Annotated in this window: 17 protein-coding genes and 7 pseudogenes; 16 read left to right on the forward strand and 8 right to left on the reverse strand. The window is 34.1% G+C overall.

All coding sequences use genetic code 11. The annotated features are described in order from the left end of the window. Positions 1-317 precede the first annotated feature (317 nt). The 6 genes and pseudogenes from DN389_RS28295 (at position 318) to DN389_RS01150 (ending at position 3,469) form a co-directional block, all read left to right on the forward strand. Entirely contained in the window at positions 318-470 is a 153-nt protein-coding gene (locus DN389_RS28295) for a hypothetical protein (protein ID WP_170958656.1), read from the forward strand. 221 nt (positions 471-691) lie between these two features. Next, a complete protein-coding gene (locus DN389_RS01125) occupies positions 692-895 on the forward strand; it encodes a hypothetical protein (RefSeq protein WP_098085723.1) in 204 nt (67 codons plus the stop codon). 81 nt (positions 896-976) lie between these two features. Further along, positions 977-1,066 (forward strand): annotated as a pseudogene (locus tag DN389_RS01130) (IDEAL domain-containing protein); the annotation flags it as partial. 15 nt (positions 1,067-1,081) lie between these two features. Next, positions 1,082-1,384, forward strand: coding sequence for an AbrB/MazE/SpoVT family DNA-binding domain-containing protein (locus DN389_RS01135; RefSeq protein ID WP_097917078.1), 303 nt, complete (start codon positions 1,082-1,084; stop codon positions 1,382-1,384). 916 nt (positions 1,385-2,300) lie between these two features. Further along, a pseudogene (locus DN389_RS01145) lies at positions 2,301-2,429 on the forward strand (DUF1064 domain-containing protein); the annotation flags it as partial. A 740-nt stretch (positions 2,430-3,169) separates the two neighbouring features. Further along, on the forward strand, positions 3,170-3,469 hold the full coding sequence (locus DN389_RS01150) for a hypothetical protein (protein WP_097917077.1): 300 nt from the start codon (positions 3,170-3,172) through the stop codon (positions 3,467-3,469). A gap of 109 nt (positions 3,470-3,578) precedes the next feature. Here the strand turns inward: DN389_RS01150 and DN389_RS01155 are convergent, their stop codons facing one another. The 4 genes from DN389_RS01155 to DN389_RS01170 form a co-directional block, all read right to left on the reverse strand. Then, the gene (locus DN389_RS01155; RefSeq protein ID WP_098190380.1) at positions 3,579-4,034 is read right to left on the reverse strand and encodes a MarR family winged helix-turn-helix transcriptional regulator; all 456 of its coding nucleotides are present in this window, start codon (positions 4,032-4,034) and stop codon (positions 3,579-3,581) included. A gap of 373 nt (positions 4,035-4,407) precedes the next feature. After that, positions 4,408-5,715, reverse strand: coding sequence for a collagen-like protein (locus tag DN389_RS01160; protein WP_149236751.1), 1,308 nt, complete (start codon positions 5,713-5,715; stop codon positions 4,408-4,410). A 1,146-nt stretch (positions 5,716-6,861) separates the two neighbouring features. Continuing rightward, positions 6,862-7,161, reverse strand: a complete 300-nt coding sequence (locus DN389_RS01165) for a hypothetical protein (protein WP_097917075.1) — start codon at positions 7,159-7,161, stop codon at positions 6,862-6,864. An 80-nt stretch (positions 7,162-7,241) separates the two neighbouring features. After that, positions 7,242-7,463, reverse strand: coding sequence for a hypothetical protein (locus DN389_RS01170; protein ID WP_000807684.1), 222 nt, complete (start codon positions 7,461-7,463; stop codon positions 7,242-7,244). Positions 7,464-7,601: 138 nt separating this feature from the next. Between DN389_RS01170 and DN389_RS01175 the strand changes: the two genes are divergently transcribed. Beyond that, entirely contained in the window at positions 7,602-7,781 is a 180-nt protein-coding gene (locus DN389_RS01175; RefSeq protein WP_097890171.1) for a hypothetical protein, read from the forward strand. Positions 7,782-8,192: 411 nt separating this feature from the next. On the opposite strand, the gene DN389_RS01180 is transcribed toward DN389_RS01175, so the two are convergent. Together DN389_RS01180 and DN389_RS01185 are read right to left on the reverse strand one after the other, a co-directional pair. Next, positions 8,193-8,723: a GNAT family N-acetyltransferase gene (locus tag DN389_RS01180; protein WP_097917074.1), complete on the reverse strand. Its 531-nt coding sequence runs from the start codon at positions 8,721-8,723 to the stop codon at positions 8,193-8,195. 611 nt (positions 8,724-9,334) lie between these two features. Beyond that, positions 9,335-10,060 carry a glycosyltransferase family 2 protein gene (locus tag DN389_RS01185; RefSeq protein ID WP_255450649.1) on the reverse strand — a complete coding sequence of 242 codons (726 nt, stop codon included), beginning with the start codon at positions 10,058-10,060 and terminating at the stop codon, positions 9,335-9,337. A gap of 1,620 nt (positions 10,061-11,680) precedes the next feature. On the opposite strand from DN389_RS01185, the pseudogene DN389_RS28695 reads away from it, so the two are divergent. The 5 genes and pseudogenes from DN389_RS28695 to DN389_RS29045 all read left to right on the forward strand — a co-directional run bounded on the left by DN389_RS28695 (position 11,681) and on the right by DN389_RS29045 (position 14,782). After that, positions 11,681-13,058: pseudogene (locus tag DN389_RS28695) on the forward strand (exosporium glycoprotein BclB-related protein). Positions 13,059-13,392: 334 nt separating this feature from the next. Beyond that, positions 13,393-13,767: an ArpU family phage packaging/lysis transcriptional regulator gene (locus tag DN389_RS01195; RefSeq protein WP_098190383.1), complete on the forward strand. Its 375-nt coding sequence runs from the start codon at positions 13,393-13,395 to the stop codon at positions 13,765-13,767. Between the two features lie 189 nt (positions 13,768-13,956). Next, positions 13,957-14,106 (forward strand): hypothetical protein, encoded by a 150-nt coding sequence (locus DN389_RS28310; RefSeq protein ID WP_179874313.1) that lies wholly within the window; start codon positions 13,957-13,959, stop codon positions 14,104-14,106. A 154-nt stretch (positions 14,107-14,260) separates the two neighbouring features. Next, positions 14,261-14,452 (forward strand): annotated as a pseudogene (locus tag DN389_RS29040) (phage tail tape measure protein); the annotation flags it as partial. A gap of 156 nt (positions 14,453-14,608) precedes the next feature. Continuing rightward, positions 14,609-14,782 carry a phage tail tape measure protein gene (locus DN389_RS29045; RefSeq protein WP_303632459.1) on the forward strand — a complete coding sequence of 58 codons (174 nt, stop codon included), beginning with the start codon at positions 14,609-14,611 and terminating at the stop codon, positions 14,780-14,782. On the opposite strand, the pseudogene DN389_RS01210 reads toward DN389_RS29045, so the two are convergent. After that, positions 14,782-14,925, reverse strand: a pseudogene (locus DN389_RS01210) (TspO/MBR family protein); the annotation flags it as partial. The gene DN389_RS29045 and the pseudogene DN389_RS01210 sit on opposite strands and share 1 nt — an antisense overlap. Positions 14,926-15,273: 348 nt before the next feature. Between DN389_RS01210 and DN389_RS28705 the strand changes: the two are divergent. Further along, a pseudogene (locus tag DN389_RS28705) lies at positions 15,274-15,442 on the forward strand (N-acetylmuramoyl-L-alanine amidase); the annotation flags it as partial. Between the two features lie 98 nt (positions 15,443-15,540). On the opposite strand, the pseudogene DN389_RS28710 reads toward DN389_RS28705, so the two are convergent. Continuing rightward, a pseudogene (locus DN389_RS28710) lies at positions 15,541-15,764 on the reverse strand (YolD-like family protein); the annotation flags it as partial. A 139-nt stretch (positions 15,765-15,903) separates the two neighbouring features. On the opposite strand from DN389_RS28710, the gene DN389_RS01225 reads away from it, so the two are divergent. From DN389_RS01225 to DN389_RS01235, 3 genes are read left to right on the forward strand one after another with little or no spacing between them, the layout of a single operon-like run. Next, entirely contained in the window at positions 15,904-16,284 is a 381-nt protein-coding gene (locus DN389_RS01225; protein WP_097917071.1) for a GntR family transcriptional regulator, read from the forward strand. Continuing rightward, positions 16,281-16,979, forward strand: a complete 699-nt coding sequence (locus tag DN389_RS01230) for an ABC transporter ATP-binding protein (protein WP_097917069.1) — start codon at positions 16,281-16,283, stop codon at positions 16,977-16,979. Before DN389_RS01225 ends, DN389_RS01230 begins: the two co-directional genes overlap by 4 nt. Then, on the forward strand, positions 16,976-17,770 hold the full coding sequence (locus DN389_RS01235) for an ABC transporter permease (protein ID WP_097917068.1): 795 nt from the start codon (positions 16,976-16,978) through the stop codon (positions 17,768-17,770). The genes DN389_RS01230 and DN389_RS01235 overlap by 4 nt, the downstream gene beginning before the upstream one ends. The last annotated feature ends 7 nt before the right edge of the window (positions 17,771-17,777 follow it).

The following is a 17,777-nucleotide window of genomic DNA, read 5'->3' on the forward strand; positions in this document are numbered from 1 at the left end:
AAGGGGACGTTTCCGGTGATTTCTCAGAACAGAATCAATATTACTCTATATCTATACAGTTCTTTGAAAGAAGAATAGTGTGGGGATAGCGTAGCTCCTTTATCAAAACGTTACCGGAGAACGGGCAAGGGCGGTAAGAATCCGCAAGAAGGACGAAAAGACCAATTGAATTTATATATTCAGCCACGATGTGTGAGTGTCGTGGCTTTTGTGTTTCTTATTGAGCCCGGTGTATTTGCTGGGGTGATTGGTGACATAAACGTTTGATATACAGGAGCTCTCTTTTTATTGAACAAAATGGGGGAGGGTTGTTATAAATGATAGGGCTTAATCCACTCCATGAATGGTGGAAGATGAGTAGTTACACAAAATGGTGTCACTACTTCTGGTTGATGCCATTAATTGTAGTGTTTCTCGGAATAGCTCGGGTAGTTTTAACAATCGTTGATTCTGTTTTATTTAAGAAATAGGAATGATGCCGAATGATAAGACCAATATCAATTATCATAGACGCTGCCATGATCTGGTTGGCGTCTTGTTTGTTGTTAAGGAAAGATAAGGGGTGAGGTAGACTTGCAAATTGGAATATTATTAGTGTAAAACAAAAAAACATAGGCTAGTAAACAAGCTGTTTTCACCTTTTATTCATAGAATATGATGAATTCTATTTTTAGAGGAGGGAATCATATCTATGGGATGTAACAATAATTTTGGACATTCTCGAGATTGTAATAGATTTTGGGATGATTTAGTATTTTGCGGATGCGGTCGTAGACGCAGAAGAAACGATTTTAACGACTGTCATTGTAGACGTGACTGCGATTGTGATGAGTGTCGTCGCAGACGTAATCATGACCGTGATCGTGATGATTGTGATGATCGTCGAGATTGGTAAAGCCTTTTAAAAGAGTGCATATCTTTATAGCACTCTTTTTTATTACGATTTTTAATACTTAATAATTTGAAAGGCGCAGTTGAAATTGATCAGTTAATTAAATATAACCTCATCGATTACGCGCTAGACACAAGAAACGAAGAACTGTTCCGTAAGTTGATTGCGAATTAAGGGGGAGAAGAAGCCATGAAAAACACTGGTATCGTAAGAAAAATAGATGAACTTGGTCGTGTAGTGATTCCAAAAGAATTACGTAGAACATTAGGGCTGCATGAAGGTACGGAATTAGAAATCCATGTAGACGGTAAAAACGTTGTTCTTGAAAAGCATGAGAAGGTTTGTGTAGTAACCGGTGAAGCATCCGATGCAAACATTGAGCTGTTCGATGGACAAGTCGTTGTCAGTCAGAAAGGGGCTAAGTTACTGATTGATTCCATTTTTCGAACATTGGCCAAACGAAGAATTTGTAGTAGCGGAAATGGAAAGTAAAGCAAGGTTCCTTTACTGGCAGAAGTTTAGAACAAAGTTTCTAACGATGCCGATGGTTGAATTCATGAAGTTTGTAAAGTGCGAGAACGAAGGTGTTTTTGATATCAAGCGCATGTACAGTGCGGAAAAAGCTTTCAAGAAAATGCAGAATTACCGCAATCTTCATTTTGCTTACATGGGTATGCGAGTAACGTAGCTGGCATGTGGGGTATGATCGTTGGGAACTGGAAAACTCATTTCTTCGTTTTGTTCGATGGAGAAATTGAAAAGCACAACTGTCATCCTTTTCGGGAAATTGCTTACTACGATGATGAGGGTAACGTCGTTCGAAATTATCAAAAAGAAGAGTATGTAGTACAAGAAAAAAGGACTAGCAGTCGTACCTGCTGTCCTTTATAGGAGAAAAATTATTCTGGATTAGAACTACGAATAACCAGAAAACGCGCTTTAAAACAGTGTTGTCAAAGATGTAATAATCTATGCAACAAAAAAGCTTAGTCGGAATTCAAAACACCAAATGGCTTGCATTGGTAACAGGCTCAAAAGTAGTATATGTAAAATGAAAAATTCTATACAAAAAGCAGACAACATTTTCGGTTGTCTGCCAGTTAGTCGAATGAGTTAGCTAATTGTGATAAATTGCATTCCCATTACGAGAAGAGTGAAGCTGCTAGTTCAAACAGCTTGTTGGTATTATTTTCGATATTAAAAAAAATATACAGGAAAAGCAGATAAGTTAAGAACCTACCTGCTTCTGCTGTAATAAAAGAAAGAAGTATTAGCCGTGGATACGGCGGCTTGAAAATAGTATGTATTTTTATTGAAAAAATATTCAAGGGGTGAAGATACTTGGAATGTTTGATAAACGGTGTCTATGAAATTACTGAGTTAATCAGTAAAGCAAAAGAGAAAAACAATGAGTAAATATAACAATAAAAAGGTAAGACTAGACGGCCATGTATTTGATAGTAAAGCAGAAGCGGATTATTACTCCGGGTTAAAAATACGTCAAGCTGCAGGTGAAATTACAAGCTTTGAATTGCAATGAAAAATTAAGTAACTTTAAAAAATGAGATATGTATCGGAGTCTTTTCATGTACAAAAGAATAAGAGATTTCTTCTGAACATTTAAAAGGAATCTCTTATTCGTAATCGGTAAATTAGGTTTTAGAAAAACGAAAAGATTTTGTATGAAAAATAAATAAAAGAATCCGTTCGTTACAAACGGATTCTTCCCACAAGGTCTGCAAGAAATTCAAGGTAACTGGACCAGAGCAACCTGTGAAATTCCTTTTGATAATACTGTATGCAAATGAATCAAAATGGTTAATGGAAACTAAACAAAATCTTATTTTAAAGCTAAAGAATGCCTTGTAGAGCGCTCCTTATAGCTAATTATGAATGTTTATGTTCAATCTTAGATTTCTTGCTTGGAGGAATAAAATGCTCTTAAACAAAGTTTAGATAGACAATCGAGCCCATAATTACAATATAAAATACCGCACAAAAGAAGATTAAAATGTATTTTAATGTCTTGTTCATATTAGTACCGTCCTAAAAGAGGGTTATTTGGATTTTAATATCGTATGTAAAAAAAGGTGCATTTATACAAGGGAAGGGTAGCTAGCAAAAGTAAAACAAAATCTTTATTTAAAAACTAAAGTGCGCTTTTTAAAGCGTTCCTTAAGAAAAATAAAAAAGAATACCTCATGATACTGTATGTATTTTTTTTAGGAATGTGAGGATTTAAAACAAAATCGTTATTTGAGAGAAAGGAGAATGGAAATGTCCTTAGTGGGGAATTTGAAAGAACTCCAAGAAAAAGTCATTGATGAAAAGGTATTGGAATTTGCAGAGGAAATGGAATACGTAATAATCGAAAGTGCTGCAATTGAATATTCAGGTTATAGATATCAAATTCATAAAGAAAATCCAGACAAGCATATTCTGCACTCAAAACCATTCACGGAAAAGTTACAAGAATTAATGGATGGTGTGAAAGTTGAATTTAAGGTAGAAGAAAAGAAAAACATTTTAGGTGGATCTTATTACGAACATTACATCCGTTTTAGTTGGAATGACTAATTTCTTAATAAAAACGCTATTTTAAATAAAAGAACAGCTAGTGAAATCTAACTGCTCAGTTCTTTGAAAAATAAGAATTAGAATTTGTGTTTAAAATGGTTTACATCAATTAACGAAATTGTTGTAGAGAGATTAATAAATCTTTATGAATACGCAATAATGTTTGAACATCATCTTCTTGAAGTTGTTGTAGTGCTAATTCCATTGCCGTGTAGGAAGTAGAGTTTTCAATGGATTTTTTCGATGCTTCTTGTCCTTGGTTTGTTACCTTTAATTTTATTTCTCTACGATCTTCATCTGATTGTTTTCGCTCGATGAGCTGTAGATTAACTAATTCATCTACATTCACACTCACTGTACTTTTAGGAACTGAAAGACGTTCTGAAATCTCTTTAAGAGTAACATTAGGGAGTGCATAAATTGTATTTAAGATACCCATTTGTTGTACTGTTAATCCTAAACTGGAGGCGTTTTGATGTGTGAACTTTATAATTTCTTTGTTTATTGTTACAAATGATTGGACAACTTCTCCTGCTTGTTTGAAACTTTGATTTTTTAAACTCATAATAATCGTCCCTTTTCTTTTTTAATTTAGTTTAACATAGAATAGTTCACCAATGAACTATTTATCTCTAAAGTAATTTAGAAAAGAAATCAATACACGTTATTAATAGAAAACTTAATAAAAATTTCATTTTGTCACAAATAAAAGAGCAGTTAGCCCAGTCTAACTGCTCGATACAAAGGTAATAATCTAGATGCATAGATATTATATGCTGAATTATTGATTTTATTCAAGGAGGAATAAAGTAAAGATTTTTTAGGAAATAGGAGTAGGAACAAAATAGAAGAGCAGCTAGCAAAAGCTAACTGCTTGTTGAAAAAAGAATCCATCCCAGGTTATTTACTGGCAGAGTTTCAAGAAATAAATGATTAAATTAATTTAATTTTTCAATTACAATCGAAGCATTTATATTTGTTTGTGTTCCACCCGCCAAAGTCTGCAAAGTAACCGCAGCAGCGGAAGTATGATTATTAAGGGTAATAATATCACCTGCTGCTAAAGTGAGAATTGTTTGCCCATTGTTTTGTTGAGTACCTGCACCTGATCCATAAATGGAGTTGGTAACGGGAGCCCCATTTAAAAAGAGGGCAAATTGATTAGGTTCAACTCCTGATACAGAAAAAGAAATTTTATAATCTCCAGCATTAATAACTGTCATTTGAGAAGTTCCGAGCGTATGAGTAAAACCGGATGTGATTCTACCGTGTGAATTAAAAAGAATAGGTGCTTCTAAGGCAACAACTTGAGCTGCCGTATTGAAAACATAAGCATACTGGGATAAGCCAGATACTGTAAGACCGGCAGGCCCAGTAGGTCCGGTAGCTCCAGCGGTTCCTGGTAATCCAGTAGGCCCAGGGATGCCTTGGATGCCTTGGATACCTTGAAGCCCAGTTGGGCCAGTCGGGCCGATAGGTCCAATAAGTCCTGGATTACCTTGAATACCTTGGATACCCTGAATTCCAGTTGCCCCATTTATTCCAGTGGGTCCAATAGGACCAATAGGCCCTGGATCACCTTGAATCCCCTGAATCCCTTGACTTCCTTGAGGTCCAGTGGGGCCAGGAATGCCTTGGATACCTTGGATACCTTGAAGTCCGGTTGGTCCTGGTGACCCAGTTGGTCCAGTGGGGCCAGTCACTCCGGTTGGTCCTGGTGGTCCCCCGGAAGGTCCAGTCGGGCCCGTTGGTCCTGGCGGTCCCCCGGAAGGGCCGGTAGGTCCAACAGCTCCAGAAGGTCCAGTTGGACCTACAGAACCAGGAATGCCAGGAATCCCTTGAGGTCCGGTCGGGCCAGGAATCCCTTGAATGCCTTGAATGCCAGGAATGCCTTGAATACCAGGAATCCCTTGAATTCCAGTGACCCCCGTTATTCCAGTGGGTCCAATAGGGCCTTGAATGCCAGGAATGCCTTGGATGCCTTGGATACCTTGAATTCCAGAAGGTCCAGTTGGACCAATAGATCCAGAAATCCCAGGAATCCCTTGAGGTCCAGAAATACCTTGAGGTCCAGTAGGTCCCAGGTTACCTTGAATTCCAGTAGGTCCGGTAGGTCCCCGAGGTCCACTTGAAGGTCCGGTAGCTCCAGTAGGTCCCGAAGGTCCAGTAGCACCGGTTAATCCAGTAGGCCCTATTTGAGGTAAAGGAAAGGGTATGTGACAACAATGCTTTTTAAATTTACTCATTTTTACACCTCCCTTATAAATTAACTATCAATTTATATTTATACTTTAACAACTTATGAGTAAACAGACACAGGGGTGTAAGGAAAAAACCTATGAAAATTACATAATAGGTTTTAAGAGCAAGCCTCTATTTTAAATTCCATACCAAAAAGAGCACCATATATAAGTGCTCTTCTGACCAAGACTTATTGTAAACCTATGACTTGTGAGTGTTCTCGAAATTAAGATATAATTCAAAAATTATTTAGTGCAGGGGATATTAAAAAAGAGCGCTTCGGAAAGCGCCCTTCTGTAACGACTATCCATTCTAAAAAGAAATGATGCAATATATCATATGAAATTATGTGAATTTAGTTGTGTGTATTTTGTATAAAAATTTCATTTTGTAGAAATAAGGAAACTAAAAAGAGCACCATGCATCAGTGCTCTTTAAGATAGGAGGTAACACTTTGAGCTGGATGGTTAGGTTAAAAATATATGATGTAGAAAAGGAATAAGACCTAAATTTTATTATTAACTCAATATAAAAGAGCAATTAGCTTTTGCTAATTGCTCGGCCCAAGGTAATAGACATAGAGTAGGTATTAGTAAAATTGGCTATTCACGAGCCTGTTTACAGTGTAACCAAGATTATTAAATGTATTCCCTCTTTAAAAATCTATTCAAACAGTGTTATTTAAAGAGGGAGTGGAGTAATGAAAAAGAATACTTTTCCTTTAAACATGAAATGATTTTTTAATTCTCAGTATTATATGAGTGCTAAGACAAAAATGTGTAATTAAAAGAGCAGCTAGCAAAAGCTAACCGCTCGGCTCTCGACCAAGAAAGCTAGAGTGGGAAGAACTTAAAGCTAACTTTATAAAGTCTTATATAGTATCGGGAAAATTTAGATTTTTATTCGTGTAAAACATAAAAAGAGCCGCTAACAAAAGTTAGCCGCTAAGCCCTCGGGTATGAAGGGAATTTAGAAACTGTATTTTTATTATTAACGGAATGTTGAATTTTATTCGGTTGAGCCTAAAAAAAAGAACTATATATTAGTGTCCTACAGACCTAGTCTCTTATAGTAACAGTTACTGGCGTTATGTGTAAGAACTACACGTTTATCTTGAAAATAATGATTATTATTCACATATAAATTCACAATTAAAGCACAATCGCATCAATACGCTCACAGTTAACTACAGTGATATCTCCGCTTTCATCTATAAATGTAGCAAGGCCGAATCTATTATGGAATCCTACAAATATAGAAGCTTTTAATATTGTGCCGTTAACTAACAGCTGTTTTATTTTTTTTCCTAAGTAAAATGTTTCTAAAAGATAACAAATATTTTTAGAACTCTCTTTTGGGGTTGGGATAAAAGAAATTCGGTTATTTGGAAGAGATGTTAGATTAGGATTGAATACTTTGGGAGTAATAGCATAGTTGATGAAAACTGACATTTTTCCGGCTCCTCTATTTTATAATTTATATTGAAATATGCTGTATGAAATAGGGCTTTTTTCAAAGCCCCATCTTTATTCTACTCAGCTTCAATTCTAAGCGCTTGAATATCACGACAGTCCAAAACAATTATAGAGCCAGGTTCTGTTGTGTTGTCTACAAATGTTACACAAAAATTATCTGGATTAAAGTTAGTAAAAATAAGATCCTCTAGTGTTGTTCCTGTAAGGAAAACATCTACTTCTGTACCTAACTGTAATCTTTCTAATTGTTCACATACACATTTTGTATGCTCAGCCATATAAAAACCTCCTTTCCTCGATTTACTATTAAAATATGTATAAATTAAATAGAATGATTGGAGTAATAGCTTAATAATACTAATTATTTTGCTAGTTAATATGTTTATAAAATAATACTTTGAATAGAAAGCGAGGTTTTGAAAAAGGAAGATAACGTAAAGCTTTTAGGTGATGATGGGATGTTAGGGATGGAGTACAAGGAAAGACAAATTCATGTATTTAACACAGAGGGCAATGTGATGGAATTACTTTCAACAAAAGAACAGGTTCAAGAGGCTATCGATTTTCTTGAAGAATGTAAAAAGGAAATGAAGTAAAAGTTCAATAGAGTAGATCGAACGGAGGGAAACCGTATCGTATAAATCAAGAGGGGATTCCAGATAAGGAAATCAGCATTATGTATGAGTGTAGCTTTACCTATGTTGGAAAACTCAAGAAGAAGTGGGAACGTGAAGGGAAATGGACGGGGTCAACTGATATGAGAAAAATCAAAAAAGTCTAGTGTTTCTCCAAGCACTCAAGCATAAGCCGTATGGAAAGCAAGTATTGCGCAAATCGGGTATTTGCAAGTGCATTATATAACGTTTATCTGGTGGGTAGTTTGGATCGCAGTAATCTTTACGCAGGTTTTACATGATATTGAAGTTTTTGATAAAGACCAAATTTGAATTTTGTATAAAAATTAAAGAAGCCTATACTTAAATATAGTATAGGCTGAGTGATTAAAATTAATCGGTTATTAATTTCGAATAAATATTTAAATCAATAAGCTTTCCAGCTGATTTTTCGCTTTTTCTTAGAGTCCCTTCAAAAGTGAATTGTAATTTTTGTAATACTTTTATAGAGTTCACATTTTTAGGTTCAACTTTTGCTTCGACACGATTTAGTTTCAGATGTGTAAAAGCGTAATCTAATAGAGCAGAAATCGCTTCAGGAGCATAACCTTTGCCCAAAAATGTTTTCGAAATATCATAACCAATCTCTGTTTTTGAGTTTTCGAAATCTAAGAAATTATAGCCACATGAACCGATAATTTGATTAGATTCTTTTTCAATAATAGTAAAACGGAGAGCTTTGTTATTTTGAGCAAGTTCATTGAGAAAATGAATCATATCTTTTGCTTGGTTTTTATCAGTGAAATTGCTTATATTCATGAATTTTGTAACGTCACGATTAGACCATATTTTAAGCATGCTTAATGAATCAGATTCCTTCATTTGTCTTAAATGTAATCTTTGTGCTTGTAATTCTGTAATCAATACTTTTACCTCCATTATGTTGTTGTGATGGGTAGATTAAAAATATTGATATCTGCGCATAATTCAGTCCCTTCTGGATTAGTTAACTTCCATTATATAAGAAATTACTAAATTGAACAAAAGTGTTATTTTATAGTAATGCAAAAAGAGTACATATCGAATATGTACTCTTGAAAAAAGGAAGTGTATATAAGTGATGAAACACTATACTATAACATATGCTTGTCTCATTTAAAAGTGCAAGGAATATAATAAAATAGTTATTTGAAATAGAAAGGGGCATGAAAAGAAATGAAAGAGAAATTTGTTGAAGAAATGACACTTGCAGAAATATGGGAATAAATTGAAAAAGATGGTGGGATTCAGATTCATTCTGAAAGCTAAAAATGAACAAAATTCTTATTTTATGCATAAGAAAAAAGACAACATCCGAAAGGGGTGTTGTCTCAACAAATGTAAAATTCTATGAAAGAAAAGAGGAGATACAATAATATATGCTTGTCCAATTTAAATGTGAAAAGATTTTAACAAAAACACTATTTTAATAAGGAATGGCTCTTACTTAAAAGTAAAGAACGTATGGAAAGTTTCAAAATGTTTTTGATGGATTACTAGTTAGGAAAATATAAATCTGGAAATAAAGCTTGATATTCTGGGAGTAATCGAAGATCAATAGTTGAAGTTGCAAAGAATAGATATTTTTTTTCTAATTCATCAAGCGTTGCTAGGTGATGAGTACCTAAGCCATGCTGGATGCTATGTCTAGAAAGAGTCGGACCAATTTGTAATTTTCGATTTTTCATAGCTTTATTCCATGGGCTGTAAAAAAATTTTAAAACGAAAGCAGGATACATGTAAACGGTAAATGGATGAAACGACCAATGTCGCCCCGCCGAATAGTTACCTTGCGAGTAATTGTGGAGGAATCTGCCACCGTAGTATGGGGCAGGTGGAGTAGGATGGATTATTATCCCATGGTAACGCTGTTTGACAAGGGGAATGCCGTATCTCGGATTGGTATAACCGTGAGAAGGTTCATCCACCATTAGAATAGTCCTAATGGAATACATGTTTTTCCCTAAAGTAGCAAGAGAAGAGAAAAAGGCTTCCTTATCAACACAGCAAAGAAATTCAGTGGTATTTAAAACCATTTTCCATCCCGTAATTTCTTTTTCTATTTCCATTACTTCTTGATCAACTAATAAGGCATCAAACTCTAATACTTTTGAATCTCGGATTTCCCAATGAGGTGCAAATAATTTGCATATTTCAACCGAACGATCAGTAGATCTACGATTAATAAGAATGCCATGATCAAATAGTTTTGTGTGGTGCATTAACCACCATGGGAGTAAATACTCTTCATTGTAAAAATGTGAAATTAAAGTTGTACTAATTAGAAACACCTCCGTTTAACAATGGATAAAATCTTTTTTGTTTTATTATAATATGTTGCTTATCCTAATAATTCTTAGGTATTAATTTAAATGAGTTTAAAACCCAAAAAGATATGTAAAAAAATTGTGTAAACACATTTAAATAAAAATTTCATTTTGTATTAATTTAGAACATAAAAAAGAGCACTTAATAAAGTGCTCTCGTGACGAGGCTCATTTTGTAAAGACTATTTCAATTTATAAAGAAAGGAACACATAATATTTTATGAAGTTATTTTCGATTAAGTGTGTATCTTTTATACAAAATTTTACTTTATAGGAAATGAAAAAGAGCATCATGTGTAGATACTCTTTGATCAAGAATTTCAGGAGAAAACATATAATGTAAGTTTGCTCATTATAATGTATGCATGCAATTTTTTCTTGTGTCTTTCATATAAAAAAGAGCACATATTTATAGTGCTCTAAAGTTAGGAGGTAACTCTGTCTTTGAACAAAATGAGCTACGTTGTAGATATATGTAATAAATAGAATGATAAGAACAAAAAAATAGCTAGCAAAAGCTAGCTACTTAGCCCCAGGGAAGGGAGAGGAGCGATCAATTAGGTCTAAGTTTGGAATAAGGGTTTTAGATTTTAAGACCTAACCTAAATATAGTATGGATTTTATTTGAGCTATTATGCATATAACTGGTTCCTCTTAAAAGAATGATCAACAAAAAAACAGCTTGCAAAAGCTAACTGCTCCAATCTTAAAGAAATATTAACTGAAATGTCTTAGAAGTTTCTGTATTTAAAGTATGTATCAAAATTTAAAGTATATTTAGTGTATTAAAAAAGGGGACTTCAAAGAATTCCCTTTCTCGAAGTAAATAATCAATGATATTATTTAAGGTTTAAAGAAATTTTATTGGAAATTGGTCAAAAAAGTATACAGATTTCATATAAAATTTTTGAAATAAAAAAGAGCACCATTATATGGTACTCTTCTATGAATCAGTACACCATTCAAATATTGTTAATGTTTGTGAGTCATGAACAATTAAATGGTTTGAAAAGTAAGGATTCAAGATAATGTATGTAAGATGAGTATAAGTTGTTACAAAGAAATAAAAATTAGTCGGCAAGAGCAAAATGATTAGCTCTTAATGGAAAATACAATGCATTATTAGAAACTCATGATACAAACAACTAGGTTGTGAGGGTTAAAATTTTTCAAAAAACTTCATTTGATATTACTCTAGAATGGAATTATTGAACTTATAAATTAATATGTCTTTTCATTTATTGATAAAATAAACACGTTGATAGGAGTAATAATGTATTCCTTTAAAAATATGCGTTTTTATTAGGAAATTAATCTAAGCACTAGATAAATAGATGCGTATACTTATATTATGTGAGTTGTGAAAGTAATTAAACTGAATTTTTATAGTTTAATTATTAGTAACTATTTTTATTCTAAGAAAAATGAATATTCAAAAATATTCAACGCTATTACAATTGAGTGTTTCTTAGTATAAGAGTATTCTCTCAAAATTATTAAATAAGGAGGAAATAAATGAAACATAATGATTGTTTTGATCATAATAACTGCAATCCGATTGTTTTTTCAGCAGATTGTTGTAAAAATCCACAGTCAGTTCCTATTACTAGGGAACAATTAAGTCAATTAATTACTTTACTAAACTCATTAGTATCAGCTATTTCAGCATTTTTTGCAAATCCAAGTGATGCAAACAGAGTAGCGTTATTCAATTTGTTTAATCAATTTTTAATTTTCTTAAATTCCTTATTACCTTCCCCAGAAGTTAATTTTTTGAAACAATTAACTCAAAGTATTTTAGTTTTATTACAATCTCCAGCTCCTAATTTAGGACAATTGTCTACATTATTGCAACAATTTTATAGCGCCCTTGCACAATTCTTCTTCGCTTTAGATCTTATCCCTATATCCTGCAACTCAAATGTTGATTCTGCAACTTTACAACTTCTTTTTAATTTATTAATTCAATTAATCAATGCTACGCCAGGGGCGACAGGTCCAACAGGCCCAACAGGTCCAACGGGTCCTGGAGGTGGAGTAACAGGTCCAACAGGCCCAACAGGTCCTGGAGGTGGAGCAACAGGTCCAACGGGAGCAACAGGTCCAACAGGCCTAACAGGTCCAACGGGAGCAACAGGTCTAACAGGAGCAACAGGTCTAACAGGAGCAACAGGTCTAACAGGAGCAACAGGTCTAACAGGAGCAACAGGTCTAACAGGTCCAACAGGGGTCCAACAGAACAGGAGCAACAGGTATAACAGGAGCAACAGGTCCAACAGGTCCAACAGGTCCAACAGGTCCAACAGGTCCAACAGGTCCAACAGGAGCAACAGGTCCAACAGGCCTAACAGGTCCAACAGGTCTAACAGGAGCAACGGGAGCTGGAGCAGTTATTCCGTTTGCATCAGGTGGACCAGTAGCATTAGCAACTGTTTTAGGTGGATTAGCAAACACAGGAGCACTTCTTGGATTTGGAAGTTCATTCTTCCCTGTAATTGTCCCACCTGGTGGTCCAATTACTATAGGTCCTGTACCTCCAGTATTTGATTTTGCATTTGTAGCCCCTCGCGCAGGTACAATTACTTCGTTAGCAGGGTTCTTTAGTGTAACTGTAGCGGTTGCTTTAGCATTAGGAAGCATACAAATTCAAATGCAGTTGTACAGCGCACCAGCAGCAAGTAATACTTTCACTCCAGTAGGTGTACCATTACTATTAACACCAGCATTTAGTGGTCTAATTGCTATCGGTGCTACTTCAAGTGGCATTGTCGGAGAAGCAATTGCGGTCGCTCCACAAGATAAGATATTACTTGTTGTTTCATCAACTACACCTGGTTTTGATATAGCTACTGCTATTACAGGCTTTGCCAGTGCAGGTATAACATTCGTATAATCACTTGTAAGTTTTGTAGTTGAAAATTTTGATATAAAAAAGAGACTGTCAAAAAAGTATCCACAGATTAACTTTTGAAGACAGTCTCTTTTTTTAATTGTTTTTATACTTTATGCCTGGTGAAAACCATTAAATATGCTTAGAGAATCTGGTGAGATTTTGTTAAGTTAAATGATCACTGCTAGTAAATTACATAATAATAGACGTAAAAAATCAAGGTTTACAGCAGATTGTGGATTACAAACTAATTTCATACACATATAAAGGTATATATCTAAAATATTTAAAGTTTTAGCCTTATACATGTAAGGATTGAGACGTGGGAGGATTATATTTGGACCAATTATCATTTTTCAAGCATATAGAGGAGAAAGAAATCCGACCTTTCGTGATAGAAGAGTTGCGAAAATACAGAGTGTTACGTATTAGATTCCAAAATCAGCAAGAAAGAACGGAATTGGGAGCAGAATTGCTGTTTCCTGAGTTAAAGCAAGTGGACAAACATGAGTTGAAGTATAGACAGTTAAAACGAGCTTTTGAGGAAGCTCTCGATGAGGATGAAAAAAGGATTCTTGAAATCAAGTATATGAGCATTAAAGAATTGAATGATGATTATATTTATACTGTTCTTGGTATGAAACGAGGAAGGTTTTATAGAAAAAGAAAATCTGGAATCGTTAATTTGGCTATAGCATTAGGTATGATATAAAAAATAATAGAACTTTTTGGGCACTGTTTTGGGCACTAAATAGGGTACCTTTTTACATTGGGATCAACGGTACGATATTCCTACAGTTACTGGTTCTTTGAAAAGAGCATAACGTGGGGATAACGTATCTATGCGCTCATAATCAATGATTATAGCACACCTTTATCAAAACGTTACCGGAGAACGGGCATGGGCGGTAAGAATCCGCAAAAAGGACGAAAAGACCAGCAAGAATCTTCTCAACGAATTAATCATTTAGAGACTCAAGTAGAACAGTTGACTAGGGAGATGCAACAAGCAACACAGCAGATGAACCAAATGAACTCTGCTTTACACTAGTGCACAATATGCTGGTAACAGTATGGTTGCATTACGCGAAAGATTCGGTGGAGTGAGTGAAACACAAGCAACGATGATACAAGGTCTAGAACGAGCCAGTGGAGCATTGTTTTCAACAGGTGCAGCCGCGACAATTGCTGGTGGAGCAGTCGCTATGGGGCTTGGTTCAAGTGTAAAAGTAGCAGCTGATTTTGAGCAACAGATGGCTATGGCTAAAGTGGGTGCGATTTCTGGTGCGACAGGAAATCAATTAGGCAGTTTAACTGAAACCGCTAAAGAGTTAGGAGCATCCACTACCAAGTCAGCTAGTGAAGTTGCAGTAGGTATACAGAACTTAGCCGCTTCAGGCTTCGAGGTAAAACGATATTATCGGAGCAATGCCTGGTATTATCGCTGCTTCCGAAGCCGCACAGGAAGATATGGCTATGACCTCTGAAACTGTAGCAGCCGCTTTAAATGTTTTTGGTATGGAAGCGAAAGAGTCTTCTCATATAGCGGATGTATACTTTCTCAATCAGCCAATCAATCTGCTGCAGGTATCTTGGATATGCAGTACAGCTTTAAATATGCAGCACCAGTTGCGAAAATGCTTGGTATATCCCTTGAGGGATTATCTGCCGCTACTGGTATCATGACAGACTCAGGTATCAAAGGCGAACAAGCAGGTAAAGCCTAAATAATTCCGATTATCATACCAGAAGATGTCCAAGGTGGTTTTTGCAGGGCAATATACCAAAAACGATTGATAGAGAATAAAATACTGGAAAGATAAAACAAACCATATGTGAGTAAGAATACCATGATACTAGATTTTCTCATAAACATTCTCCTTATTTTATAGAAGATTACAGAACTCTATACAATAGTATGTCCTTTCAATATATAAAATTATTATATTCAATATGTACATAGGTATTTTTACATTTTGATTAAAGTTACTTAGTGTTACGGTATACAGAAAAAAGAAACTGGGGGATATAGCAACAAAGTACGATTTATTTATAAGGTATAGTAATAGAGGCAATAAAAAAAGTGCTAACAAGTTTGCAAACGAACTTGCTAACACCTATACAAAATAGACATAAAATATCGCTGATATGTCTTCTTTAAAAATAGCTTTAATTAATGAAATAACACTTATACGAAAAACTCATAAAATCATTCTCAATATCTAAATTTAACAATGTCTGTTTCTATGATGCTCCATCTTGGCAGGACAAAGATGTGTCTGTCTCTGTAGATGCAGGATTAGGATTTACGATTGATGCGAATGTAACTGTCTATGGAACATCAATCACAATATAAAGTACACAATAGCAAAGGTAAAACATACTAAGTAACGGTAAATGAAGCCTATGTATATGTAAAGTGATTTTCACAAAAGAACAGTTTTGTGTACAAAAATAAGAGCCATCCTATTGGATGGCTTTTATAGTTTATATTAACTAATTCATTGAATTTAAATTCTATATTCAAACCGAAAATGTCTGTACATACAGTTTTCATCATTGGTTCAATATGCGATACATTTATGTACATGTCGTGGATTATTCTGTCACGATAGTATATTGCATCGAATAAAGAAGAACACAGTCAATCTACTCTCGTATATCCTCTGTAACAATGATTTTTGATACTTCATTCAAATCCTCAAGTATTTCGTGGGTTTTTCATACTATCTTACACTAATTCACTATATATCACCCTTTATTTATTATGGTTTTTAAAATAACTATTTACATATAATTTGTATTAGTGTACTATTCGACTAGTACACTAATACAAAGGAGGAAAGAAATGAAAACTGAGTTTTCTCCTAATATCCCCATTTATGTTCAGGTAATGGAATACATCAAAAAAGAAATTGTAACAGGACGTTTGGCACCAGGTGAAAAAATTCCTGCTGTACGTGAATTAGCAAGTGAATTACAAGTGAATCCAAATACAATTCAACGTACGTTTCAAGAGCTAGAACGGGAAGGTATTGCTGAGACACGTAGAGGAACAGGAAGATTTGTAACAATGAATGAAAAAAAAATTACAGAGCTACGCAAAGAAATGGCAAAAGAGTTGCTTGATAATTTTATAAATGGAATGAATAACTTAGGATTTATGGAAGAAGAGATTTTCTCAATACTCCGTTCTTCTTTTGAAAACAAAAAGGAGGAAAATGAATGAAAGAATTATTGGAAATTGAAAATCTATCAAAAAGATATGATTTAAAAACAGTGATTCAAGATGTAAGCTTAACAATATCAGAAGGGAAAATTATCGGTCTTGTTGGTGAAAATGGTAGCGGTAAAACGACATTATTAAAAATGATTTCTGGTTTACGCTTTCCTTCTAAAGGAAGTATTACAATTAAAGATAAAAAGGTGGGATTAGAAACGAAAAAAATCGTTTCATTTATGCCTGATAGTCCTGTTTTTGAAAAATGGATGACTGTAAAAGATGCCTTGTTGTTCTATCGATATATGTATGCTGATTTTAATCTACAACAAGCAATAGAATTAATAGCTAACTTTAAAATCCCGATAGAGGAGAATATAAGCATCTTATCAAAAGGGAAAACAGGGATATTACAGCTAATATTAACCTTTTCAAGGAAAGCAAAGGTATATGTATTAGACGAGCCATTAGGTGGAATTGATCTTGTTTCTAGAAAGCATATATTAGATTTAATTCTTAACTTTTATCGTGAAGATAGTACCATTCTTATTTCGACTCATTTAATAGAGGAAATTGAAAATATATTTGATGAGGTAATCTTTTTAAAAGACGGGAGTATTGTATTGCATGAAAATGTAGAAGAAATTCGTTTTCACCATGGAAAAGCAGTACATGAGTTATTTAAGGAGGTTTTTGAGAAATGAATCCACTTTTTCGTTATTTACTTAATTGTAATAGAAAAAAGATAGCCGTCTTTTATTTTGGATTTATTACTATTTCGTTACTTCTTTTATTTAATATGATGGGACTATCGAAGGTTACAAATCAGCTTACAAAGGATATAACATTAGGTATATTTATTTCAATAATAGGTAGCGCTGCATTTTTACTGCTTTTAATAGCTTTGCCTTCTTTCAATAAAGTGCTAAAAAATACTATGATACGTTATACAGCCGTCTCAGGAAAAAAATATATATATGCAAATTTATTCTTTTTCACGTTAATGTTTATTCTCTTACTAGTAATAGGCATAATTTTTCTATACTATTTCTCCCAAAGTACCTACGGTGGAAAAGTAGTCGGGGGATACCAACAAGAATTTCATGAGTTATATGCATATGGATTTCTTCATCACATACTTTCTGTTTTATTATGGGGAATCGATTTCATGAGTATATTAATCTCCTGCTATTTCATCATGGTAATTACAAAACTGATTCCTATAAAGTCATCAATAAGTAAGATGATTTTATCTGTTATTTTCTTTGCTTTATTTTTAACAATCCAAACGTTCGTGCTGGATGTTTTAAGTAGATTAGAGAAATATGTAATCACCATAAAGAGTACGGGGTTCATAGATAAAAATGGTTTTATTGACACATCACTATATCCTAGTGAAGGATTCACTATTTTAGATGTATGTTTTACTTGCATATTCATAATTGTCTTAACAGCTATGACAGGTCGTATCATTGATAAAAAATTAGAAATATAAAGCTTCA

The organism is Bacillus sp. AY3-1, from assembly GCF_008368785.1.
GTDB classification, from domain to species: Bacteria; Bacillota; Bacilli; order Bacillales; family Bacillaceae_G; genus Bacillus_A; species Bacillus_A wiedmannii.